17 protein-coding genes and 1 pseudogene are annotated in these 23,897 nt (G+C 68.8%); 8 read left to right on the top strand and 10 right to left on the bottom strand.

Annotated features, from left to right (window positions below; translation table 11 throughout):
* Nucleotides 1-169: 169 nt before the first annotated feature.
* The 4 genes and pseudogenes from WME73_RS12565 to WME73_RS12580 all read right to left on the bottom strand — a co-directional run.
* On the bottom strand, nucleotides 170-1,387 hold the full coding sequence (locus WME73_RS12565) for a cytochrome P450 (protein WP_437745703.1): 1,218 nt from the start codon (nucleotides 1,385-1,387) through the stop codon (nucleotides 170-172).
* A 259-nt stretch (nucleotides 1,388-1,646) separates the two neighbouring features.
* Nucleotides 1,647-2,855, bottom strand: coding sequence for a pyridoxal phosphate-dependent aminotransferase (locus tag WME73_RS12570; RefSeq protein WP_437915853.1), 1,209 nt, complete (start codon nucleotides 2,853-2,855; stop codon nucleotides 1,647-1,649).
* Nucleotides 2,856-3,461: 606 nt separating this feature from the next.
* Entirely contained in the window at nucleotides 3,462-4,169 is a 708-nt protein-coding gene (locus WME73_RS12575) for an amidase family protein (protein ID WP_437917384.1), read from the bottom strand.
* A gap of 27 nt (nucleotides 4,170-4,196) precedes the next feature.
* Nucleotides 4,197-4,631 (bottom strand): annotated as a pseudogene (locus tag WME73_RS12580) (amidase family protein); the annotation flags it as partial.
* Nucleotides 4,632-4,927: 296 nt separating this feature from the next.
* On the opposite strand from WME73_RS12580, the gene WME73_RS12585 reads away from it, so the two are divergent.
* Together WME73_RS12585 and WME73_RS12590 are read left to right on the top strand one after the other, a co-directional pair.
* On the top strand, nucleotides 4,928-5,557 hold the full coding sequence (locus tag WME73_RS12585) for an MEDS domain-containing protein (protein WP_437745705.1): 630 nt from the start codon (nucleotides 4,928-4,930) through the stop codon (nucleotides 5,555-5,557).
* A gap of 40 nt (nucleotides 5,558-5,597) precedes the next feature.
* Nucleotides 5,598-6,551, top strand: coding sequence for an MBL fold metallo-hydrolase (locus tag WME73_RS12590; RefSeq protein ID WP_437745706.1), 954 nt, complete (start codon nucleotides 5,598-5,600; stop codon nucleotides 6,549-6,551).
* 2 nt (nucleotides 6,552-6,553) lie between these two features.
* Here WME73_RS12590 and WME73_RS12595 read toward each other — a convergent pair whose 3' ends face one another.
* The 3 genes from WME73_RS12595 to WME73_RS12605 form a co-directional block, all read right to left on the bottom strand.
* Nucleotides 6,554-7,114: a pyridoxamine 5'-phosphate oxidase family protein gene (locus tag WME73_RS12595; RefSeq protein WP_437745707.1), complete on the bottom strand. Its 561-nt coding sequence runs from the start codon at nucleotides 7,112-7,114 to the stop codon at nucleotides 6,554-6,556.
* Nucleotides 7,115-7,347: 233 nt separating this feature from the next.
* Nucleotides 7,348-8,823 carry an RICIN domain-containing protein gene (locus WME73_RS12600; protein ID WP_437745708.1) on the bottom strand — a complete coding sequence of 492 codons (1,476 nt, stop codon included), beginning with the start codon at nucleotides 8,821-8,823 and terminating at the stop codon, nucleotides 7,348-7,350.
* A gap of 595 nt (nucleotides 8,824-9,418) precedes the next feature.
* Nucleotides 9,419-10,378: a LysR family transcriptional regulator gene (locus tag WME73_RS12605; protein WP_437745709.1), complete on the bottom strand. Its 960-nt coding sequence runs from the start codon at nucleotides 10,376-10,378 to the stop codon at nucleotides 9,419-9,421.
* On the opposite strand from WME73_RS12605, the gene WME73_RS12610 reads away from it, so the two are divergent.
* The 6 genes from WME73_RS12610 (at nucleotide 10,377) to WME73_RS12635 (ending at nucleotide 16,658) form a co-directional block, all read left to right on the top strand.
* Nucleotides 10,377-11,372 carry a DMT family transporter gene (locus WME73_RS12610; RefSeq protein WP_437745710.1) on the top strand — a complete coding sequence of 332 codons (996 nt, stop codon included), beginning with the start codon at nucleotides 10,377-10,379 and terminating at the stop codon, nucleotides 11,370-11,372. The two genes, WME73_RS12605 and WME73_RS12610, sit on opposite strands and share 2 nt — an antisense overlap.
* Complete coding sequence (locus WME73_RS12615; RefSeq protein ID WP_437915854.1) at nucleotides 11,369-12,343, top strand: quinone oxidoreductase family protein; 975 nt, start codon at nucleotides 11,369-11,371, stop codon at nucleotides 12,341-12,343. Before WME73_RS12610 ends, WME73_RS12615 begins: the two co-directional genes overlap by 4 nt.
* Nucleotides 12,344-12,444: 101 nt before the next feature.
* On the top strand, nucleotides 12,445-13,686 hold the full coding sequence (locus WME73_RS12620) for a methyltransferase (RefSeq protein ID WP_437915855.1): 1,242 nt from the start codon (nucleotides 12,445-12,447) through the stop codon (nucleotides 13,684-13,686).
* 130 nt (nucleotides 13,687-13,816) lie between these two features.
* On the top strand, nucleotides 13,817-14,884 hold the full coding sequence (locus WME73_RS12625) for an ABC transporter substrate-binding protein (RefSeq protein ID WP_437915856.1): 1,068 nt from the start codon (nucleotides 13,817-13,819) through the stop codon (nucleotides 14,882-14,884).
* Nucleotides 14,885-15,002: 118 nt separating this feature from the next.
* Nucleotides 15,003-16,172 (top strand): 3,4-dihydroxy-2-butanone-4-phosphate synthase, encoded by a 1,170-nt coding sequence (ribB, locus tag WME73_RS12630; protein WP_437915857.1) that lies wholly within the window; start codon nucleotides 15,003-15,005, stop codon nucleotides 16,170-16,172.
* Nucleotides 16,173-16,232: 60 nt separating this feature from the next.
* Nucleotides 16,233-16,658: a bleomycin resistance protein gene (locus WME73_RS12635; RefSeq protein ID WP_437915858.1), complete on the top strand. Its 426-nt coding sequence runs from the start codon at nucleotides 16,233-16,235 to the stop codon at nucleotides 16,656-16,658.
* Between the two features lie 80 nt (nucleotides 16,659-16,738).
* On the opposite strand, the gene WME73_RS12640 is transcribed toward WME73_RS12635, so the two are convergent.
* From WME73_RS12640 to WME73_RS12650, 3 genes are all read right to left on the bottom strand, one after another.
* Nucleotides 16,739-17,113 carry a hypothetical protein gene (locus WME73_RS12640; RefSeq protein ID WP_437915859.1) on the bottom strand — a complete coding sequence of 125 codons (375 nt, stop codon included), beginning with the start codon at nucleotides 17,111-17,113 and terminating at the stop codon, nucleotides 16,739-16,741.
* Between the two features lie 228 nt (nucleotides 17,114-17,341).
* Nucleotides 17,342-18,481, bottom strand: a complete 1,140-nt coding sequence (locus tag WME73_RS12645) for a PAS domain-containing protein (RefSeq protein ID WP_437915860.1) — start codon at nucleotides 18,479-18,481, stop codon at nucleotides 17,342-17,344.
* A gap of 201 nt (nucleotides 18,482-18,682) precedes the next feature.
* Nucleotides 18,683-23,851, bottom strand: coding sequence for an AAA family ATPase (locus WME73_RS12650; RefSeq protein ID WP_437915861.1), 5,169 nt, complete (start codon nucleotides 23,849-23,851; stop codon nucleotides 18,683-18,685).
* Between the last annotated feature and the right edge of the window lie 46 nt (nucleotides 23,852-23,897).

The following is a 23,897-nucleotide window of genomic DNA, read 5'->3' on the forward strand; positions in this document are numbered from 1 at the left end:
CCCGCTCTACAGCGGCTTCCGCCCACCTCTGCACCATGCCGAGCAGAGCGGCGGTCTCCCGCACAGGAGACGGGCCCAGATCGGCGTTTTCGGCGCGCAAGCGCACTCCGGTGCGCTGAGCACCGAAAACGTCGAGATGGGCCCGTATCCGAAGCGGGTGACCGTCGCTCTAGAAGCGGACGTGCAGCGCCGTCATCCCGCGGAGCTTGGTGTTGGGCCCCCATGTCGGCTCCGGGGTCGCGAGCTCGAGCCGCGGCAGCCGGCGCAGCAGCACCGAGAAGGCGATCTCGAGCTCGGTGATGGCGAAGAGGGAGCCCAGGCACGCGTGCGTGCCCCGGGCGAACACCAGGTGCGGGTTGTGCTTCCGGGTGATGTCCAGCCGGTCGGGCTCCTGAAACACCTCGGGGTCGCGGTTGACGGCGCTCAGCACGATGGAGAGCCGATCCCCCTTCTGGATCAGCTTGCCCCCGAGCTCGAGATCCGTGAGCGCCCAGCGCTCCACCCCTCGCTGTACAGGCGACGCGTAGCGCAGCAGCTCCTCGACGGCGCCCTGCATCAGCTCCGGGTGGCCTCGAAGCAGCGTCAGCTGATCGGGATGCGAGAGCAACGCGTACACGCCAGCCGAGATCATCCGGGCCGTCGTCTCGAAGCCGGCGTAGAGGAGCAAACCGAGGTTCGACAAGAGCTCCGGAAACGCGAGCCGATCGCCGTGGTCCTCTGTGGAGATCAGGGCGCTGATCAGATCGTCGCCCGGGCGCACCTGCCGCTCGGCGATCCATCGGCTCAGGTACTCTCGCGCGGCGCCATCGGCGGCTTCGCCCTGCTGTCGCACCGCCGGCGGTTGAGCCTGATCGAACTGCAGATGGATTCCGGGCATCCACGCGCGAAGTTGCTCTCGCTCCGATGTCGGCAAGCCCATCAGCTCACAGAGCACGTCCGTCGGCAGGGGATACGCGTAGTCGGCCATGATGTCCATGTGCCCGTCCCCCTCGACGAGGTCCACGAGCTCATGCGCGACCTGCTCGATCCTCGACCGGAGGCGCTGGACCACCTCGCGCGTGAGCACCTTGCCGACGAGGGAACGCACACGGTCATGCTCGGGTGGATCCAGCTCTACCATGTTCTGGGTCCACGGGCATGATCCGGAGGTGTGGCGCGGGGGAACGGTCATGACCTTTTCACGTTGTGTGGTCAAGCGCCTGTCGGCCAGGACGACCTTCGCATAGGAATATTTCGTGATCCACCATTCCCCTACCGAGGCGACGAAATGGACCGGCGCTTCCTCCCGGAGGCGTGCATAGAGCGGGTAAGGATCCGCCACGAAGGTAGGATCCAGCGCTTCGAAGCTGTCGACTGACCATTCCTTGTGCGTGACCGCGGATGCCATCGTTTTTCTCCTGATCCACCGGCGACCGAGCTCCGGAGCCGTCGCGCGCCGGTGGAGACGCGCGTTCACCTCGCGAGGAAGTCGTCGAGCGCGCGCCGTATCAACGTCACCTGCTCCGCATGCTTCACGCAGGCTGGAGAGCGGGTTCAGGCGCCGGTACCAGGGGTTCCAGGATCTTCCGCTGTGCGCCGGTCAGGCAGGCAGGGAAGGGTTTCCATTCTCGAGGCTCCATGCCCCGGAACCTTGCGCAACTTCTCGGCTAAGCAAGCTCCGAGAGCTCGACCTGGTGCACCGCCGGCGCCGCTGTCATGGGGGGCGCCTCCCTGCGGCGCGGGCTCATCAGGGCGTCGAGCTGCTCGATGAAAAAGGTGTTCTCTGCCGGCAACCCGACGGTCACGCGGAAGTATTCGTCGTACCGCTCGTCGCCGAACGGCTCGAAGGCCTTCACCTTCACGCCTCGGGCGAGCAGCGCGTCGTGGATCTTCGCCCCGGACCACGCCCCGCGCGCGCGGCACAGGATGAAATTGGTCTGTGACGGACAGGCCTCGAGCGCGCGATGAGCTCCGATGGCCGCCATGAGCCTGGCTCGCTCCCTCGCTGTCTGATGCCGGACGAATCCGAGGTGTCCGCTGTCCTGGAGCGACGCCATCGCGAGCTCTGCGGCCAGCTGCCCGACGCGGTGCGGCGTCATCTTGGCTTCCATCTGCGCCACCACCGTCGCGTCCCCCATGGCGTACCCCACGCGCACCGAGGCGAGCCCGTAGGCGAAGGAGAAGCTGCGCAGCACCATCAGGTTGGGATGGCGCAGCACCAGGTCTGCCATCCGGGTGTTCGGGCTCTCCTCGAGGTAGTGCACGTACGCTTCGTCGATGAAGAAGAGGGAGTCCGGGAACCGGGTGAGCAGCGGACCGAGCTCCTGCCTCGTGATGAGGACGTTGCCGGTGGGGTTGTTGGGGTTGCAGAGGTAAACCAGGCCGTCCTGCCGCGAGAGGCGCGACGCGAGCATCTCCACGTCGAGCGCGAAGCCGTTCTCCGGATGGAGCGGGAGCAGCTCGCATCGCAGCCCCACGCGGACGCCGGACGCAGGCACCTTGGAGTAGGTGAGCCGGGTGGTGATGATGGGATACGCCGTGCGCTTCAGCAAGAAGCGCAGCGTCCGCATCGCCGAACGCTTGATCTCGCGCTCGATCAGGAACGGGATGCAGGTCTTGAGCAGCGGGCCGCTCCCGTTGGCGACCAGCACGTTCTCCGGCCTGACGCCCGCGTCGGCGGCGAGCGCGCGCCGGAGATCTGCGTTGTCCCCGGCGGGGTAGATCCGCAGGGAGATGTTGCCGGCGTGGCGCCGCAGGACGTCGGCGCACCGCTCGGAACAGTAGGTGCCGTGGTTCAGCGCCATGTCGATGGGCGGCGCGCCGGACTGGCGATACGGGGCGTCGAGTGCTTCGCTCGCTGTCGTTCGAGGTTGCATGGAGTGCTCCTCTCGTGGTGTTCAACCGGCATCAACCAGGCTATTCGTCCCCGTGATTCAGGAGGCCACCTTCGCTGGCCAGTTGCAAGAAGGAAGAGCGGGAGGCGCGGCCCCAGAAGTTGTGTGCGAAGGCGTTGGACCAGGGTGAGGATGGGCCGCGGTGGGAGCTCGGCTCACGGAGCGGGTGTTCTCCACCGCAGGCGCTCGTGGAGCGCCCTGTTCGCGCCGTCGTCCCGTGGGGAGCCCGTACGCGCCTCCACGTCGCTCGGCGGGTCTCCTTGAGCTGGCCGGTCTGCGCCGGGCGAGGCTCGTCGAGACATGGAGCTTCCGTTCGATTCTTCCAGGCGAGGTCGTCGACTCTTGCGTGGCTCAAGCCCTCGACGAGGCGGATATCATCGGCGCAGGAAATGGCTTTATTCGTACCACCTGCATCGCGACCCTTCGGCGTTGAAGAGCCGGCTGGAGGCATTGCTGAAGCGTACCGGCTAGCTTCGCATGACGCCGACGGGCGCTTCGCGCTCGCGGCCCCTGCCGACCCGGTGCGGGAGTGGGTTGCGCCACAAGGCCGACTGCCACACGCATCAAGTCACGGCCTCGCGCGACCGCTCAGCTCGCGCGGAGCGGCGGCGCCCGCAGCGGGGCGCTCTCTCGCTCGAGCGCGAGCGCGGCGCGCAGCACCAGCGCTTCCTCGAAGTGGCGCCCCACGATCTGCAGCCCGAGCGGCAGGCCGGCGCTGGTCAGGCCCATCGGCACGCTGATCGCCGGCTGGCGCGTCAGGCTGAAGGGCGCGGCGAAGGAGGCGGGGCGCGCGCCGCCGTCGATCAGGGGCGCGGCCCCGGCCGACGTCGGCGTCACCAGCAGATCGAAGCGGCGGTGGAACGCGGCCATCGCCAGGGCCAGCTCCGCGCGCTGCCGCTCCGCCTCGAGGTACGCCACGGCGCTCAGCGCCTCTCCCTGGGCTGCCGCGCTCTGGACCGCCGGATCGAGCAGCGCCCGCTGCTCCGGTCCGAGCTCCCGCACCGTGTGCGCGGCGCGCGCCGCGAACAGCGTCCGCAGCACGCCCCCCGGGTCGTCGAACGGCGGCGCCACCTCCTCCACCTCGGCGCCGAGCCGCTGGAGAAGGGCGACCGCCGCGTCGAAGCAAACCCGCGTCTCCGCCGGCAGAGCGGCGTACCCCAGCGTGGCGCTCACGCCGACCCGCACGCGGCGCAGGAAGCGTACGTCGGACGGGTCGAGCGCGCCGGACGGGTCGAGCGTGCCGGACGCGTCGAGCGCGTCGGGGGCGTCGACCGCGACGAGCGCGCCCAGGTGCAGCGCGTCCTCGCGCGGCGGCGGGGCCCGGAACGGATCGCGGTCGTCAGGACCGGAGAGGACCGAGGGGCTGTCGCCGAGGCCCTTCAAGCCGAACTCGGACGTCGTCGTCTTCCCGAAGAGCACCGCGCCGTGCTCCCGCAGCCGGGCGACGGCGGGCGCGTCCTCCGTCCAGGGGCCGGCCGCGTCCACGGTGCGCGAGCCCCGCCGGGTCGGCCAGCCGCGCGTGAGCAGGAGGTCCTTCACCGAGACAGGCACCCCGTCCAGGCGCCCCTCCGGCTCGCTTCGATCCCAGCGCGCCTCGGACGCCCGCGCGGCCTCGAGGGCCCGCTCCTCGTCGAGGAGCGCGAACGCGTTGAGCGGGGCGCACACGGGAGCATGGGCGCGTTCGTGGGCTTTTTCCTCTCGAGCGCCGGCGCGCTGTTCATGATCGCCTGCGCTTTTGAATCCATCAGCTCGGGGCAGGCCCCACGCGCGTAGGTGTCCCGAGCTCGTGCAAAATCCGTTTTGACCGACTTCCCCTGGACGCTCGCGCCCATCGAGTAACTCGCTTCGAGGCGTTGTCCCCCGACGAGCTCGCTTCTTTCACTCGCTTCTTTCATGAACCCGGTCAGCCCGGATCGTCGCCAGGCGGACACAGCGTCAATCCAGGGACGAACTCCGGGAATGACGCTGTACCACGATGGGTCGACGCGGACGGGACGAGGTGGTAGACGTGCGAGCTCCAGGAGCGCAACATGGCCCCGACACGTACGCGAAAAGTGAGCCTCTGCGGCAAGGAGCTGCATGGCCTGCAGCACATCTGCGCGTTCTTCGATTCGCGCAAGGAGATGTACGACGTCCTCAATCCGTACTTCCGCGAAGGAATCGATATCGGCGACGAGGTGGTGACCATCTTCGAGTCGAGCGCGCATGACGACCATGTGGATCGGATGCAAAAGGGCGGCGTGCCCGTGCAGGATGCGATTCAGCGTGGCCAGCTCAAGGTCGTGCCTTCCGAGCAGACGTACATCCAGGACAACGTGTTCGTCGCGGACCGCATGTACTCGACCCTCGAGGGCGTGCTCGAGGGCGCGGCCAAAGGCGAGTTCAAGTCCGTTCGCACCTGCGGCGACATGGAATGGGCGCTGAAGAACCTGCCGGGCACCGAGGACCTGATGGTCTACGAAGCAAAGGTGAACACGCTGGCGCCCAAGCACGACTGCACGCTTCTTTGCTGCTACGACGTCAATCGCTTCAGCGGCCGGGTGATCGCCGATGTGCTCGCCACGCACTCGCACGTGATCATCGGCGGCCACGTGCACGAGAATCCGTACTACCTCGACCCGGTGACGTTCCTGAGGAAGCTCGCGTTGCGGCGGGCGCCTGTGTCTCTCGCGAACGCGGGCTGACCCGCTACGCCGCCTCGCTCCTCGTGGTATACCGCCGGGTGTGGGACGCTTCGATCATCTTGCCACCACGCCCGCGCGCGGCGCGGCCGACGTCCTCAAGTGGAAGCTCGGCGCCCGCGAGAAGGCCGTCGCCGACGGCTTCGTCACGCCGCACCGCGCGTACGACCGCTCGCTCGTCGAGAGCGGCCGCGCCTCGCTCACGTGGATTGGCCACGCGTCGTTCCTGCTCGTGCTGGGCGGCCTGCGCATCCTGATCGATCCCATCCTCGCGACAGGCCTCGGCACCACGAAGCGGCTCGCCCCGGCGGGCATCCCGCTCGAGGACCTCACCGAGATCGATCTGGTGCTGATCACGCACAACCACCGCGATCACCTCGACACGCGGACGCTGTCGCGCATCCTCGCGGCGCACGCCGTGCACCCGGGCAAGCTCGGCAAGAAGAACGCGCCGCTCCGGCCCCGCTTCGTGGTGCCGCAGGGCAACGGCGCGCTCCTCGCGAAGCTGGGCGCGGGCGCGATCGACGAGCTCGCGTGGTGGCAGTCTGTCCACGTCGGCCAGGTCGAGATCACGCTCGTGCCCGCGCGGCACTGGTCGATGCGCATGCCCTGGGACAGGAACGAGGCGCTCTGGGGCGGCTTCGTGATCCGCGGCCCCGAGGGCGCCGCGTACCACTCGGGCGACACCGGCTTCTTCGACGGCTTCGCCGAGATCGGCGAGCGCAGCGGCGGCTCCATCGACTGGGCCATGTTGCCCATCGGCGCCTACGCCCCGCGCTGGTTCATGGAGCCGCAGCACATGGGACCGGAAGAGGCCGTGAAGGCCTCCGAGCTGCTCGGCGCGCGCACCTTCGTCGCGATGCACTGGGGCACGTACAAGCTCACCGACGAGCCGATCGGCGAGCCGCCGGTCCGCGCGCGCGAGGCCTTCCTGAAGGGCCGTGGCGACCTGGAGCGCCTCTGGATCCTCGACGTCGGCGAGACCCGCGGGCTCTGAGATCACTCACCTCCTGACGGCGGGGGCAGGCCCGGCAGGCCGTCGATGCTCGTCGTGTTCTTCTCCAGCCGATAGCGCGAGAGGCCCTCTGGCCCCTTGCGCTTCGCCCATTTCGACAGCGTGTCCCGCTCGCCCTCGTAGGCCATGCGCGGCACGGCGTAACCGCACGACGTGGCGATGCGCTCGAGCGCGACGCGGATCACCGATCGGACGCCCTGGAACGGCGGGAAGAGGTCCGCCAGCGCGCCGAAGCGCGGGTCGCAGGGGAAGATGGGCTCGCCGCGGCCCTGGAGGCGCAGGATGCGGGGTGGGCCGTCGAACGCGCAGAACATCAGCGTGATGCGGCCGTTGTCGCGCAGGTGCGCGATGGTCTCGACGCCGCTGCCGGTCAGGTCGAGGTAGGCCACGGTCCGCGGGTCGAGCACTCGGAAGGTGTCGTGCCCCTTCGGCGACAGGTTGACGTGCCCGCCGCTGCCCGAGGGGGCGGAGGCCACGAAGAAGAGGCGCTGCTCGGCCAGGAAGCCGATGAGGTCGTCGTCCAGCTCGGAGAAGGTTCGTCCCATGGATCCTCGTGGGCGGCGGGCAAGCGCCGGGGCGCTGCTCTGCGCGCGACGGCGCAGCGCCATGGCGTGCTGCCGCGCTGCGCGGTGTTTGTTGTAGGGGCGGCGCGGCGGTGAGGGGAGGGGGGGAACCGAAAGGACCGTCCTTCTCACCGGAGCCGAAGGCGGAGGACCATCCGACAGCGCGTGTGCGACCGTCAGCTACCGGACTGGCGCGGCCCCTGCGATGCGTCACATCAGAGGCTCAGCGCTTGCCCGGAGTGATGGTTCACGATGGCATAGTAGTCGCCCTCGACGTGGCGGATGTCCCAGAGCTGGGCAGGCGCGCCGGCCACCGCGTCCTGGAGCACCGCGTACGTCTTACCGTCCTCGCCGAATGCGTAGTCGAGGACCTGTCCGGTCGGCGGCCACCGGAGCACATAGCGATCGAGGGACGGGTGCTTCTCGAGGAGCCATACCTGCCCCTTCGCGGACCACGTGTATGGGTCGACGATGGCTATCCACGCGGAACGGATGTGGGCCGACCCGCTGTGATCGAGCGCCATGCCAGTGGCCCGACTGACGATCATGGTTCCCGCTTTGCTCGCGGCCAGGCTGGTCGGCGCTCGCGACGGAGAGCTGCCGATCGGGTCGAAGAACCATTGCTGTGCCGTCGAGCTCGGGTTGCTCCCGACCATCAGCGCGGGCGCGCGTTCGGACATCGCAACGGGCGGCGGGGAGATGCCGCCACCGCTGCACGCCCAGAATCCACCGGGGATCAGCGCTCTGCCGATCGGCGTGCTCAGCATCGGGCAATTCTGGTACTCGATCCCTCCCATTCTTTGCACTGAACCGTCCCGTACGCGGTACACGAACGCCGCGGCGTTCACGAACCTGGAGACGAAGAAGGTGTCGTGCGCTTGAGCGGGCGCCGTGCATACCCAAAAAGCTTCCTCCGTTGAATGCACTCCGAGTCCGATCTGCACCTGGCCCTCTGGGCAGGTCTTCCATGGTACGACCTCCGAGCGAGGGTTGTCGGATCCATCCATCGCGTAGATCGCGTTGCTGCGGTCGCTTCGCGTGATGCCGATCCAGACCGGGACCAGACCGAACTTGTCTTCGAGCTGGTAAAGAAGCTGGTGCTTCTTGCCGGGCTCGCCGATATAGCGCAGACGCGCATACACGGAAACGTCTATCCATGCCCCTTTCCGGTCCGCACAGCTCCCCCAGGGCGTGGCGGAGACGGTACCTACGAACGTGTTGTGGCTCGCCTCGTAAAATTGCCGTTCGGACGAGTGCTGGTTGTAGCGCTCGCGGAGCTTGGCCTCCGCGTCGAAATTGCGCCACTTCACGGCCAGATCGATCGCCGTGTCATAGGCTTCCGTGAGCTCGGATTCGAGGATCAGTCGCGAGCCGCCGGCGAGCGTCTTAGGTACGAAGGAGCCGTGATTGTCATTGAATTTCTCCGTTTTGGTTTCCACGATGACCCAGCCCGGCGGCGGGTTGTATGTGCACGTGTTCTCCTTCGTTTTATGCTCGCAGAGCCCCGACCAGACAGCGGTGACCTTCAGGTGGTCGCAGGCTGTCGCCCATTCCTCTTGCCCGTACTCAGGCGTCGTGGCCGCGAACGCTGCTACCTCGGTCGCCTCGGCGTCCGCTTGGCGGGCGGCGTCGCACGCGGCCATGGACGCTGCGAGCGTGATCAGAAGCGCGCCTTTGATAGCTGTCATCATCGCGTCCCTCCCCAAGGTCTGCGCGCAGGCGACGATTCGCTGGGTCTCTACCATGCACGTCGAGGCAGGGGCCGTGCGCAGCGCGTTTGCACGGGGGAACATGGGGCATAGGTCGAGCACGTCAACAGTCGACACATCAGGGGATCGCGCGTACTCTCCTGTATGCCACCGCCGTGTCATCTGCAGGCGAGTTACCGTATGCGAGTCCGCCGGATTCTCTAGAGCGGGTGCGGGCCGGGCTTGGTGCGAACGCCGGAGGGCCTGATGCGTAGACGGGTCACAAAAGGGGCTCATCGGAGCGCAAGGGTGAAGGAAGTCCAAACATTTCAGAAACGTCAAGGGGGACCCCTCGGACCAAGCCCTCCCTTCCGTGGGGTCGCGCGCTCGGCATTCCGGAGCTTCCAGCAGGAGACCAATCCGCCCGAAAATCACCCTGGCCACCGAGCGCTCAGTTACAGCAGCTGAACGACGCGTCCCGCCGTCACAGGCGGTGCAGAAGAGCGCATCGACCTGATAGGTCGGCCGCAAAAGCTGTTCCCATGGAAACAGGCGCCGGTACGATCGGGACGGCGGGGAGGGCTTCTTCGGTCGCCTTTCACTCACGCGCCGGGCGAGCCCGCGGACGCCCCGCAGGTTTCCGGCCCGGAGCGCGCGGGTGGTGGGCGACCAGCGTCTCGACGAAGGCCGAGAGCGCCGGTTCGGCTTCTCCGACCCGGGTCGCGATCTGCCACTCGAGGGCGAGCCCGCGCTTGCCGAGCCGCACCGCCCCGAGCGCGCCGCTCGCCGCGAGCGGCGTCGCTGCCCAGCGGGGGACGAGGGCCAGCCCGAGGTTCGCGCGCGCCATCTCCACGGCGACGCCCGAGGCCGGCGGCACCGGGGTGAGCTTCCTCGGCCCGGCCACCCCCGCGAGGGCCAGCGCACGGCCGAGGACCGTCCGCGGATCGAGCGCTCGCGCATCCGACCACAGGTGCTCGTGCGCCAGCGCCTCGAGCGGAACCCAGGCTCGACCGAAGAGGGGGTGCTCCGAGCCCACGAGCGCCACGAGCTCGTCGCGGAAGAGGCGCCGGTAAGCGAGCCCGCGCGCTCGCGGCGTGTCGCCGGTCACGAGCGCGACGTCGAGCTTGCGCGCGAGCAGCGCCTCGCTGGGAGCGTCGGCCGAATCCGCGACGACGGTGACCTCCACGTCGGGAAAGCGCTCGGTGAACGCGCGGAGGACTCCCGGCAGCCACGCATACGACTGGTGGCACGACGTCGCCAGGCGCAGCACGCCCGTCGTCCCGCTCATGAGCCGTCGCGCTTCGCTCTCGGCGCGCGACAGATCGGCGAGCGCCGCGCGCGCCGCGTCGGTCAGGCGCCGTCCAGCGGCGGTGGCGACGAGGCGCCGCCACTGCCGCAGAAAGAGCGGACCACCCAGGCGATCCTCGAGCTCGCGCAGCTGCTGGCTCAGCGCGGACGGCGAGACGTGGAGCTTGCGCGAGGCGGCGTGCAGGCTGCCCGCCGCGTCCAGCGCGACGAGCAAGAGGAGGTGGCGGCTCTCGACGGCGAGCTCGGTCATGCGTGAAGCATCGCTTAACAATGAGGTCAAAACAAGTCGCTGGTCTAATCCGATGGCCATCGCCAAGCTCGCTTCCGTGAGCTCGATGAGGGAGCATGAAACCATCAAGGGCCTCGTCGCCGTCATCGCGGCGGCGTCTGCCTGGGGCACCGTCCCGCTGTTCGTGAAGCACGCGGAGCGCTCCGCGGCGCTGTCGCCGTTCTTCGAGAGCTTTGCGCTGATGGCGGGCATGACGCTGGCGTCGGCGCCGCTCGCGCTAGGCGTGCGACGAAGCGGACGCTTGCCGGTGCGGGCGCTCCTCGCGGTCGGCGCCTGCGAGGCCCTGAACGTCGCCTGCCTGTTGCTCGCCTTGCGGAGCACGAGCGTCGCGGTCGCGATGACCGCGCACCACCTGGCGCCGATCCTGGTCGCCCTCGCGGCGGGGGCGCTGCTCGGCGAGCGCCTGCGGGGGCGGGTCCTCTGGGCTTCGAGCGCGAGCTTGCTCGGGCTCGCGCTGATGCTGAGCCCCTGGTCCTCCGCGCCGTCGCTCAGCGGCGGGCTCTTCGGGCTCGCGAGCGCGGTGTTCCTCGCGTCCAACGTGCTGCTCAGCAAGCGCCTGACGCGCGATCTCTCGGGCGCCGAGCTCCTGTTCTTCCGCTCGCTGTTCGCGCTGCCCTTGCTGGCGCTGCTCTCTCCGCGAAGCACCTGGACGAGCCCGGACGTCGCGTCGGCGCTCTGGCTGGTCGTCGCCGGCGCGGGACCGGGCGTGCTCGGGGGGCTCTTGTTTCTGTGGGGCCTGTCGCGCGTCAGCGCGGGCAAGGCCGCGACGCTCACCCTGCTCGAGCCGCTCGTCGCGATCGCGCTCTCGCTCGCGCTGCTCGGTGAACGACCGACGGGCGCCGCGCTCGCGGGCGGGCTCTTGATCCTCGCCTCTGCCGCCGCCGTGCTGCTCGAGCCGCCCGCGCCGCCGGCGCAAAACACCGAAATCGTCGCCGACCGGGAGATCCGATCATGAAAGCGATTCGACTCGTGCGCTTCGGCGCCCCCCACGTGCTCGAGCTCCACGATCTCGCGGTGCCGAAGCCTTCTTCCGGCGAGGTGCTCGTTCGAGTTCGCTTCGCAGGGGTGAATTTCGCGGACGTCACGTTACGACGCGCGGCGCACCCCTGGCCAGACCCGCCGCCGCTGACCCCAGGCTTCGAAGCGTCCGGCGTCGTCGCTGCCGTGGGGGAGGGCGTGACAGAGACGCGACCCGGCGAGCGCGTGGCCACGCTGCACTTCGGCCTGGGGGCCTACGCGGAGTATCAGCTGGTCCCGGCGTCGCAGGTGATCCCGCTGCCCGCGGACGTGAGCTTCGAGAGCGCGACGGCCTTGATGCTCCAGGGCCTGACCGCCCACGTCTTGACGTTCGAAAATCCCAGGTTCGCTGCGGGGCAGGTGGCTTTGATCCACGCCGCGGCGGGCGGCATGGGGCGGCTGCTCACGCAATGGCTCAAGCGCCGCGGCGCTACCGTGATAGGCACGGTGTCGACGCCCGAGAAGGCGAGGCTCGCGGCCGCGGCGGGCGCGGACCACGTGATCGACTACCGGGCGCGCGACTTCGCCGAGGAGACCTTGCGGCTCACGCAGGGCAGGGGCGCTGACTACATCATCGACGGCGTGGGCTCGGCGACGTTCGAGAGAAACCTGGAGGCGGTCGCGCCGCGCGGCCACATCGCCTTCTACGGTTTCGCGAGCGGAGCACCGGACGCGCTCGATCTCCGGCGCTTGATGGCGAAGTCGGTCAGCGTGAGCGGCGAGAACGTCGCTGGGTATGTGAGAACGCGCGAAGAGCTCTCGCGCCGGGCGAGCGCGGTCTTCGACGCCCACCGCGAAGGCACCCTCATGCCGCGGATCGAGCGCATCCTGCCGCTCGCGCGGGCGGCCGAAGCACACGAGCTCCTCGAGAGCCGCGCCACGGCCGGCAAGGTGCTGCTCGAGATCTGAGCCAAGCTCAGGCCGTCGGGCTCGCCGCCAGGCCACGCGTCCGAGGCGCCTTCCTGGCGCGGCGCGGATCCGGTAGTCCTCGCCACGCCTCCGGCTCTCGCATGCCCCCGTCGATCAGGCCTCCCTCCGTCGCCCAGCGCCTCGCGCGCGCCCTCGAGGTGCTCGTGCCGGCGCTCGACATCGTCGAGGCCCGCGTCGACGAGGGGCCGCCGCCGGCCTGGTGCGAGGCGCGGGGCTGGACGGGCTTCCTGCTGGCGCTCTCCGATGCCGAGCTCGCCCGCTGCGAGGCCGAGGGGCTCGCCGCGTGCATCGACGGCCTCGATCGCCCGCCCCCGAGCCTCGTGGCCCTGGCGCGGGCCGCGGACGAGGCCGCGAGGCTGCCGCGGCGACCGGTCCAGCCGCTCCCGCCGGCGTCGCTGGACGAGCTCCGGGCGGTGCCCGCGCGCAAGCGGCTCCAGCTGGAGGCCCTGCTCGGCGCCGTGGCGCCCATGGCCGCCCGCGCCCGCCGCCTCGTCGACGTGGGGGCGGGGCACGGCCACTTCACCCGCCTCGCCGCTGCGCGCTTCGACCGCGATGCGGTCGGCCTGGAGCGCGAGCCCGACCGCGTGGCCACGGCCTCCGCGCTGGCCGCCGGGGGGCGGGCGCGCTTCGTGGCGTTCGACGCCTTCGAGCAGGCGCTGGCGTTCGCTCCGGACGACCTGCCGGTCGGCCTTCACGCCTGCGGCGAGCTCGGGGACCGCATGGTGACGGCGGCGGCCGAGGCGCCCTGCGATCTGGCGCTCGTCTCGTGCTGCCTGCAGAAGATCGGCGCGCCGGCCCGCGCCCCGCTCTCGGCCGCGGCCAGGGCGGCGGGGCTCGTCCTGAAGCGCGAGGCGCTGGGGCTCACCAACCTGACGGCGCGCCCGGCGGGGGTCGAGGCCAGCCTGGACGAGGAGCTTCTGGCCCGCGAGCGGCGGCACGCGCTGCTGTCGCTGCTCCGCGGCCGCGGGCTCGACGTCGCCCTGGGCGAGGAGATGCGCGGGATCAACCGGCGGCGCGCGCACGGCGGGCTGCGCGAGCTCGCGGCGAGGGCGCTCGCGCTGCGGGGCCTCGGCCCGGCGACCGAGGCCGAGCTCCGCGAGCGCGAGGTCGCGGCGCGCGCGGCGTTCGGCCAGATGCGCCGGCTCACGCTGCCGCGCGCGCTCCTGGCCCGGCTCACGGAGGTCGCGGTCGCGCTGGATCGCGCGATGGTCCTCGGCGAGCGAGGGCACGAGGTCGAGGCGGCCATCGTGTTCGAGCCCGAGGTGACGCCGAGGAACGTCGCGATTTTCGCGAGCGCCCGGCCGGGAGGGCTCGGCGGCTGACGCGGCCCCGCGGTGGGCCGCTCGCCAGCAGCCCTGCGGATCGGGTGCTTCCCTGGCAACAGCGCCGCTTGGCAGACCCTTGATTCCAAGGGTTTCATGGAATGGCACGCACGGTGCACATCACGGCGCCATGCAAAGACGTCAGTTCTTGGGAGGCGCCGCTGCAGCGGTGTCGGCAGCGCTTCTGGCAGGCAGGGCCTGGGCCGCCGGGCCCAGCGTGATCCGCGTCGGGGTGCCCGGTGTCGGCGTGGGCAATCGCCCCGTCACCGGAGGAAGCTTCTTCTCCCTCTTGCACCTCCAGGGGACCCTGGCCGAGGAGTTCAAGAAGGACGGCATCGAGGTGAAGTGGAACTTCTTCCGCGGCGCCGGCCCCGCCGTGAACGAGGCGGTCGCGAACAACCTGCTCGACATCTGGACCCACGGTCACCTGCCTTCCGTCGTCGGTCGGGCGAGCGGCCTCAAGACGCGGCTCCTGGCCAGCGCCAGCCGGCGCGGACACGCCTACCTCGTGGTGCCCGCCGACTCGCCGATCACCGGCGTCCGGGATCTGCGCGGCAAGAAGGTGGCCTTCCAGAAGGGCACGGCCTCGCAGCTGTCCGCGAACCGGATCCTCGAGGGCCACGGGCTGAGCGAGAAGGACATCCGGTCCATCAGCATGGATGCCTCCACCGCGAAGGCGGCGATCGCCACGAAGGACATCGACGCGGTGTTCGGCGGCACGGACTACCTCTCGCTGCGCGACCAGGGGATCGCGAAGATCGTCTACACGACGAAGGGGGATTCCCCGACCTACCCGAGCAATTCAGGCATCATCGCGCGGGAGGACTTCATCAACGAATACCCCGACGTCGTGCAGAAGATCATCACGCTCGCGGTGAAGTCAGCGGCGTGGGTCGCGGACGAGAAGAACCGCACGCAGGCCTTCCAGCTCTGGTCGAAGTCGGGCACGCCCTTCGCGAACTACAAGGAAGCGCAGCAGGGCGAGGACATGAAGCAGAACGCCAGCCCGCTGCTCGACGAGTACGCCATCGCCCGGTACAAGTCGGCGGTCGCCGACTCGAAGAAATATGGCCTGATCAGGAGCACGTTCGAGGTCGAGCCCTGGACCGATCGGCGCTTCCTCAACCGGGCGCTGAAGGACGCCGGACTCGAGCGCTTCTGGGCCGAGTGGGACGCGAACGGCAAGCCGAAGGGCTGACGGCCTGGGGGCGCGGGCCGCGTGGTGCGGCCCGCCCCGCCGGCGCGCCGACCGGGGCCGATCTGGAAGAGATCGATCGACTGGCGCCGCTCCCGGCCCGCTGAGCGAAGAGGAATCCATGGCCGTTTCGACATCCACGTTGCGTGTTCAGGCTGCCGTCGAGCAGCTCCGGTCCGGTGGCATGGTGATCCTCGTCGACGACGAGGCGCGCGAGGACGAGGGAGATCTCGTCGTCCTGGCAGAACATGCGACGCCGGCCGCCATCAATTTCATGGCGACCCACGGCCGGGGGCTGATCTGCCTCGCCCTCACCGAGGACCAGGTGGACCGCCTCGGGCTGCCGCTCATGGCGACCCGGCCCGGCGCGCGCCGGTCGACGGCGTTCACGGTGAGCATCGAGGCGCGCGAGGGCGTCACGACCGGCATCAGCGCCCGCGACCGGGCGCGCACGGTTGCGGCCGCGATCGCGCCGGACGCGTCGCCGCGAGACGTTGTGTCGCCAGGGCACGTGTTCCCGCTGCGGGCGCGCCGAGACGGGGTGTTCGAGCGCGAGGGGCACACCGAGGGCGCGGTCGACCTGGCGCGGCTCGCCGGGGCGCTGCCGGCCGCCGTCATCTGCGAGATCCTGAATGACGACGGGACGATGGCGCGCCGCCGGGACCTCGCGCGCTTCGCGGCGCGACAGGGGCTGCCGCTCGTCTCCATCGACGACCTCCTCCGCCACCGGGTGCGGAGCGAGGACGTCGCCGCGCGCGTCCGGAGCGCCCCGTTCCGGCCCGCAGGCCTGAGCGGCGAGTGGCGGGCGCACACGTACACGATACGTCGCGAGAGGCAGCTGCTCCTCCTGACGCACGGCGCGCCGGCGCACGCCGGTGACACGGCCATCGTGTACACCCACCGCGCCGCGCTCGTCTCGGACCTCCTCGGCGACGCCCATCTGTTCGACGCCCTGCGAGACATCGAGGCTGCCGGCGCCGGCGCGGTCGTCTATGTGCCCCCGCCGGCCGAGCCGACCGCCGCGGGAGCCGACGTCACCATGGGGCTCGAGCTCGCCGTGGCTGCGCGCGAGCTCGTGGCGCTCGGGGTTCGCCGGGTGACGCTCCTCGACTCGAGGGCGCCCTGGCCCGACGGGCCGAAGAAGGAGATCGACCTCGAGACGGGCGAGCCTGTGACGCAGGTGGGGGGCCCCGGCGCGCCGCTGCCGCGGCGCGGGCGGGCAGGGATTTCGGGGCATGGCGGCGCGTCGTCGGTGATCCAACCCGGCGTGGATGTCTCCGTGGTGAGCTAGGCTCTGCCTGATGAACCGCGGCTCCGCTCGAGCCATCGGTCGATCTCGAGGGGAAGGACCATGAACGGGCAGAGGCTCATACCGGAGCTCGACGTGGCGGATCTCGGCGCCTCGCTCGGCTTTTACGTTGGTGTCATCGGCTGCGCGCTGCGGTACGAGAGGCCCGAGGAGCGATTTGCCTTCATCGACCTCGAGGGCGCGCAGCTCATGCTGCAGGAGGCGGCGGGGCCGGGCCGCAGGTTCCGCACCGCGCCGCTGGAGCATCCTTACGGACGCGGCGTCAATTTTCAGATCGAGGTCGCCGACGTCACGCCGCTGTACGAGCGCGTGCACGCAGGCGGCTTCCAGATCGTGATCCCCTTCGAGGAGAGGTGGTACCGCGAGGGCGACACGGAGCTCGGCAACCGCCAGTTCGTCGTCGCCGACCCCGACGGCTATCTCCTGCGGTTCTTCACGGACCTGGGCCAGCGCCCTCTGCGCTCTTGATCGCTGTCTGTGCTCGCTGGTCGCCAGCTGACGTCCACGAGGATCTCATCGGCCATCTCCTCGTCGACTGACCTGCGGAGCTATGGATAGCTGACGGTGATCTCGGCGAGGAAGGTCCTGCCGTTCTGCCGGCTCGTGGCCGAGAGGTAGCTCTCCGCGGCCGGGTAGTCGTACCGCGTGTCCATCGCGTTGTAGATGCCGATCACATAGCGGCTGTGGAAGCGCTGGAGCTCCCCGGACACCGTGAGGTCCGCGACGATCGCGCCCGCTGTCTCGTCGGCCGAGCTGCGGCCGATGCGCCGGGGCGCCTCCAGGTTGATCCGGAGCCCCGCGGCGGCGAGCCGCTCCACCACCGGGACGACGCCGCGAAACGACGCGAGGTGCTCCGGCGCGTTGATCAGCCGCTCGCCGCGCCTGAGCTCGCCGCGCTGGTAGCCGTACGTCGCCGCGAGCATCCAGCCTTGCCGTCACTCATGGCGTCGCGCGCGGGCTGGCGAATGGCCATCACCGTCTAGCGTAATCGAGGTTGAGGAGCGCGATGACCATCGCCAGTCTGCGCGGGACCTGCCGCAGGGCGTTGGCCATCGTCGGCGCGCGGTGGGCCTCGACAGGCGATGGCCACGGAAGTTGCATCCTCGAACGCAAGGCACTGACCCGCCCGCTTGGCGCGCCCTGGCGCGACATCATCGCTGCTGCGGCGTGCTCGCCGCATGCTCCTTGTTCATCCCCCGGATGCAGTGCTGGAGCGCCGCCCGGAGGTTCCCGAAGGTGGCAATGTCGGCCAGATCGAGCCCGAGCGCCACGATGGTCTGTGCGACGTTCGACCGGATGCCCGTGACGACGCCCTCCGCGCCCAGGAGCCGGATGGCACGGACGAGCTCGATCAGGTAGCTCGCGGTCTTCGTGTCCACCACCTCGACGCCGGTGAGGTCGAGGATGGCGTAACGCGCGCGGGTACGCGTGATCGCGTCGAGCAGGACGTCCATCACATCCGCGGTCCTCGCGCTGTCCACCATCCCGACCATTGGCAGGGTGAGCACGCCGTCCCAGACCTGGATGATAGGAGTTGACAGGTCGCGGATGACCTGCTGCTGCCGCTCGACGAGGTCCAGCTGGTTCCGTAACTCCAGCTCCGTGTTCTTTGCGTCGGTGACGTCAAGCGAGAAGCCGACGACCCCGTGCACCTCGCCGTGCTCGCCTCGGATCGGTAGCTGCCAGTTCTCCCAGAACAGCCCGTGCGCCTGGGTGAGCGAGTGGTTCGGCTCGCCGGCGAGCGCCCGCCGCAGCACTTCAACCCCCTCGACGCTTTCCGCGTAGAGCTCGAACGCGTTCTTGCCGATGTGCTGGCCCTGCGCAAGCCCAGCCCGATCGAGCGCTTTGCCCTCGTGGAGCGTGAAGATGCCGGCGCGATTGACGGCCCAGAGGACGCTCGGCAGAGCCTGTGTGATCGTGTGTAGGATCCGCTCCTTCTCCTTGTTGAGGAGGCGCCTTTCGATCTGCTCCGTCACACGTTGCCCGAAGACCCCAACGCTGCTCACCTCGCCGCGCTCGTCGAGGAGGTGCTCGTAGCTCCACTCGAAGAGTGCCTCGTCGCCGCCCTTGCGGGCGTGGGCCCACACCCGCGGCACGGCGTCGTTCTCTCCGAGGAGCCGCCGCCAGGCGTCCGGGTCACCGTGTACGGGTAGCAGCTGATCCATGCGCTGGCCGAGTGCCTCTTCCCGCGCATAGCCGAGCAGCCGTCCAGCCGCCTCGTTCCAGTCCTCGATCGTGAGGTCGCGGCCATACTCGACGATCGCGAGCGGCGCCCGTTCAACGAGGCGCACTCGCTTGCTCGCAAGCTTCACGGCTTCGGTGTCTTGCTGCAATCCGGCAGAAACTTGCATACCAACGGAATTGAACCTGAACGTTCTTCATCCGTCGAGAGAATTCGTGGCGCGGCGGCTCCCACTCTGGCATGCCATGTCACACCATGTCCCCCTGGCGGAGCGTCGCCCGCGGTCCGCAGTGCCCGCTCGCCTCCCTTCTCACGATGGCTGCTCGAGGCTGATCTCGCCCCCCGGCTCGATGGGCAGCTCGATGGTGAACGTTGTTCCTGAACCTGGCCGGCTGTGAAGATGCACGCGCCCGCCATGCGCTCGTACGATCTCCCGAACAAGGTACAGGCCGAGTCCGAGGCTCTGCGCTTGATGAATCCCCGTCGCGCGCTCAAACGCCTCGAACACGCGCCGGTGGTCGGGCTCAGATATCCCGATCCCCTGATCGAAGACCGAGAGGCGAGCGACGGCCCCATCCGCGTCGGCGACGATCCGAACCGGCTTTCCAGCTCCGTACTTCAGGGCGTTCGTCAGCAGGTTCGTCGCAACCTGCTCGAGCCGCAGCCGATCCCACTGGCCCCAGACAGCGCGTATCGCCTGGACGTGGAGAGCACATCCTGCCAGCGCCGCCTGCTCGCTCAGCCTCCCGACGACGTCCTGCACGAGCGCCGTCAGGTCCACCGGCTCACGCGTCAGGACGAGCCGCCCCACCTGGACGCGCGAGAGGTCGAGCAGGCTGTCGATCAACATGTTGAGTCGACCGAGCTGACGCTTGAAGGACGTGAGCGAGGACGACAACCAGGACGAGGATACCGTCTCTTGATGCTTTATCGATCGCGTGAGCGCGTCGAGCTTGAGATGGACGCCTGTCAGCGGTGTCTTCAGCTCGTGGGCGAGGAGCGCCGTGCGCCTCTCCGCGGCCTCTGCCGCCGCCCGCGCCCCTCGCTCCTTGGCGAGCAAGAGCGCGTGCTCGAGCGAGATGGCCGCTTGCGTGGCGAGCAACTCGAGGGCGAGAAGCCGCTCGGGCGTGAACGCGTGCGTGGTGAGGTTGTTTTCGAGGTAAAGCAGGCCGATCACCTCGGCCTGCCGCAAGATTGGAGCGCAGAGGACCGACCTCGGCTTCTGTCGGACGATGTGCTCGTCGTCCGAGAACCTGGCGGCCTTCGTGGCGGCGTCGTCGAGGAGTACCCGCTCCTTGGTGAGCCGCACGTGGTGGAGGAGCGAGGCCGGGACGAGCGCGGAGGAGGACACCGACAAGGAATGCAGAACCTTCGTCACGGTCCCTTGTCGCTCCTCGATCGCGGCTTCCGCTTCGATCGTCAGGTCGCTACCCCGTACAAGGATGAGGCAGCCCTTCTGGGCACCTCCCTGCTCGAGGACGAGCTCGAGCAGCGTTCGCAAGAGCTTCTCCAGGAGGATCTCGCTCGAGATGGTCTGCGACGCCTTGACGACCGAGAGCAGGTCGAGGTGCTCCGCGCGCGCCGCGAAGGTGGCGGTGGGCGCGAGCAGCCGTTGCTCGAGGAGCTGCGGATACAGCGTTTCGAGTTGCCTCACCTTGCCGTCCGCCCCCCAGCGCACGTAGCAGGAGCGGGCCTCGCGCAGGTACGTATCGGCGATGCGCTCGAACCCTCGTGCTCGGTAGAACCGAGACGCGAGCTCGCAGGCAAGCGCTTCATTGTGGACGAAGCCGCTGTCGCGCGCCGCGTGGATGGCCTCTTCATAGAGGCGCATGCCGTCGAGGTCCCGGCCCTCGACGCGTGCGACCTCGGCTGATACCATGGCGTAGCGGCTCTGGAAGTTCTCGGGGCAGTTGTCGGCCCAGAGCTTCAGCCTCCGCAGTTGCTCCTCGAGGGTCTGCGCGAATTGCTGCCGCTGCTCGGCAGGCGCCTGGGCGTGGAGCGCCGTCAGCGTGAGCGCGTGGTAGAAGTGGTGCGTCGCCTCCATCGCCAGAGACGCCACTTGGTGCTGCATCAGCGCGGCGCTGGCTGCGGACTCCAGCGCTTCGGCATGTCGTCCATAGGTGAATGCCGCGATCTGCTTCATGATATGATAAATGGCGATTCCAAGGCCGAAGCCCGCCTTCTCGAGGATCGCGATGCTGTGCTCCTCGTCGAAGGCGCCGTCGTTGAAGCTCGTGGACGCCTGCGTCGCTCCCTTCAGGCTCACCGCAAACTGCTCTTCAAGCCGGACTACATGGTACACCACGTCGTTGTGGGTCTGCCGGGCGAACGCGGTGTACTTCCGCGCGACGTCAATGACGCGATCGAGCGGGTCGCCGTTCTCCAGGAGAAGCCATACCATGTTGTACGTCAAGTAGCCGGCGCAGATGAGATCTCCAACGTTGAGGCAATCGAGGAAGGCCTGGTCCATGAGCGGAAGGCTCGTCGCATAGTGCCTGCGCCAGAAATTGATGACGCCCGCATGGTGGAAGAGCAGCTTCCCCTTTAGCTTGGCTGTGACGCTCTTGAACTTTTCATTCAGCCTGAGCGCCATCTCGGAGAACTGGAACGCGCATGGAATGTCGTCGAGGATTGACACTACCACCATGGAGTAACAACTGTAGACGAAGGAGGACTCTTCGGCGTGTCCGCATCGTAGGGAGACGTTCACTCCCTTGGCGGTCAGCAGGGCCCAGAGCGCCGGTCGCACGGAGTAGATGAGGGGGCTCGATTCGGCGACCAGACCGATGAGCGCCCGCACGCTTTCGTCGGTGGCCACGGGCGCATCGACGAGATCGGCGATGCGACGCCCGCGCAGGTTGATCGGGACCTCTTGGATCTCGGCCTCCACGGCCACCTGGATCTCCTCGTCGGGCTCCGGGAGCGTCACCCCATAGAGCCGCAGCGCCTCGAGCATGACCGTCACGGCGTCGCGGTGTCGTCCGGCCATCTGATAGAGCCGCATACGCAGCCGGTAGGCCCTGGCTCGGTCGGGGTTCGCGTGTGCGTTCTGGAGGATCAGGTCGACCAGCTCGTCGGCCCGCTGGAAGTCGCCGGCGAGGTACTCGCATTCGGCGAGCTCCAGGTAGAGCGTGAGCGTGTCCTCGTACCGTGTGCGCCAGGCGTCCGGGGGCAGTAGTGTTATCGCCTGGGCCAGATAGCTGCGAGCCGAAGCGAAGGCGACCGAAGCCTTTGCCTTGAGCCCTGCCAGGAGGTTGAGCCGGCGCAGCGCCTCCCTTTCGCGTGGGTCGGTGAGGAGGTGGGCGCCGTGATTGAGCTGGTTCGCGACGTCAAAAGCCCGCTCCTCGACGGCCTCTCTAGGCAGATGAGACACGAGGAGCCGGCCGATCTTGAGATGCACTGCGGCCCGCAGCTCCTCCGGGATGAGCCAGTAGGCCGCCTCCTGGACGCGGTCGTGGAGGAACCTGTACGTGCCTTCCTGGTTGTACGTGCCTTCCTGGTGGAGGACGAGCCCCGCGCGGACGGCTTCCCAGACATCCGCGTGCAGCTCCTCCTCCGAGCGGCCGTACGCTGTCGTCAAGAGGCCGACCTCCGCGGCGTGCCCAAGACAGGCGAGCTGCTTCAGCGCTTCCTGGGTACCAGCAGGGAGCCGCGCGAGCTTGTCGACCATCAGGTCGACCACGTTGTCGGTGAAGCCTTTGGCGCGGATCTTCGGCATGTCCCACCGAAAGGCGCCCGCATGCGAATCGAATTCGATCAGCCGCTCTTCGTGGAGAGCGGTGAGGAACTGGATCGCAAAGAAGGGGTTGCCGGCCGTCTTCTCGTGGACCAGGGCCGACAGCGGCGCGGCGTCTTCCTGCCGGCAGTGGAGCATGCCGCTGACGAGCACGGCCAGGTGCTCGCGGGAGAGCGGGCCGAGCGCGATGTCACGGACGCGCCCGCCCTCCCTCCTCACCTTGTCCAGCGCCCTCATGACCGGGTGCGAGGGGGGCACCTCATTGTCGCGGTAAGCACCGATGACGAGGAGATGGCCCGTTTCGGGGTGCGTCATCAGATCCTCCAGGAGTCCGAGGCTCGCCGAATCGGCCCACTGGAGATCGTCGAGGAAGAGCGCGAGAGGGTGCTCCTTCCGGGCGAACACCCCGATGAAGTTCCGGAAGACGATGCGAAACCGGTTCTGCGCCTCGACCGGCGGCAATTCGGGAGCCGGCGGCTGCCGGCCGATGACGAGATCGAGCTGCGGGATCAACTCCACGATGAGCTGTCCGTTGACCGTGAGGGCCTCGAGCAACCGCTGCTTCCAGGCCGCGATCCCCCCGGTGTCGGCGAGGATCTCGAGCACGATCTCCTGCAGGGCCTGAGCGAGCGTGGAGTAAGGGATGCCGCGCTTGTACTGATCGAATTTCCCCGAGGCGAACAATCCACGCTCCCGGACGACCGGCTTGTGCAGCTCGTGGACCAGCGTCGACTTGCCGATGCCCGAATAGCCGGATATCAGCACAAGCTCAGGAGATCCGGTGTCCAACACGCGCTCGAAGGCGCGCAGCAGCACCCCGATCTCCTCGTCGCGCCCGTAGAGCTTCTGCGGGATCTGGAGGCGGCCCGACGCGTCCTGCTCGCCCAAGGGGAAAGGCTCGATGCTGCCACGGCAGCTCCATAGCTCGAAGCACCTCTCCAGGTCACAGCGAAGGCCGCGCGCGGTCTGGTAGCGCTCGTCGGGCATCTTCGCGAGGAGCTTGATCACGATGCGCGCGACCGCCTCGGGCACTTCGGGGACCACGTCGGACGGCGCCGCGAACGCGCGAGCGATGTGACTATGGATCCATTCCAGCGGGTCGCGAGCCTGGAATGGGAGCTTTCCCGTGAGCATCTGGTAGAACGTGACACCCAGGGAATACAGATCGCTGCGGCTATCAATCCCCCGGTTCATCCGCCCTGTCTGCTCGGGCGACATGTAAGGGAGGGAGCCCTCGATGAGGCGCGCTGGCTGCGCGGCCTGGTGGTCGCGGGGAAGCCGTGAGGCGAGCCCGAGATCGGCAATCTTCACCTCGCGGGTGGTGGAATTCACGAGGATGTTCGCGGGCTTGAGATCTCTGTGGACCACGCCTCGCTGGTGAATGTCGGAGACGGCCCCTGCGATGCGAACAGCCATCTCGAGGAACCTGCCGATCTCCATCGGCGCCCCGAGCAGTCGATCGAGCGGCTCTGCGCCAGAGTCTTCCATGACGAGGGCGAGCCTCCCCTCGTACATCTCGAGGGCGAGGGGCCTGACGACGGTCCCGACATCCAGCAGCTTGCCCGTCTCGTACTCCCTCTTGAGCCGATCGAGGTCCTTCGGCCGGCAGCTTCTTGGGTCGAGCACCTTGAGGACCACCGGATGGCCATCGGCGTTTCGAACAGCGCGGTACACGGCAGCCCCGCGGCCCTCGGCGACGGTTTCGCCGATCGTATAGGGAAAGGGAGGGGGCGGGCTCGTCATACGGGTGCTTGGTGAGGTAGCCTCGGCAGCATGAGCCCTCCCATGG

The organism is Sorangium sp. So ce302, assembly GCF_051530145.1.
Lineage (GTDB): Bacteria > Myxococcota_A > Polyangia > Polyangiales > Polyangiaceae > Sorangium > Sorangium cellulosum_B.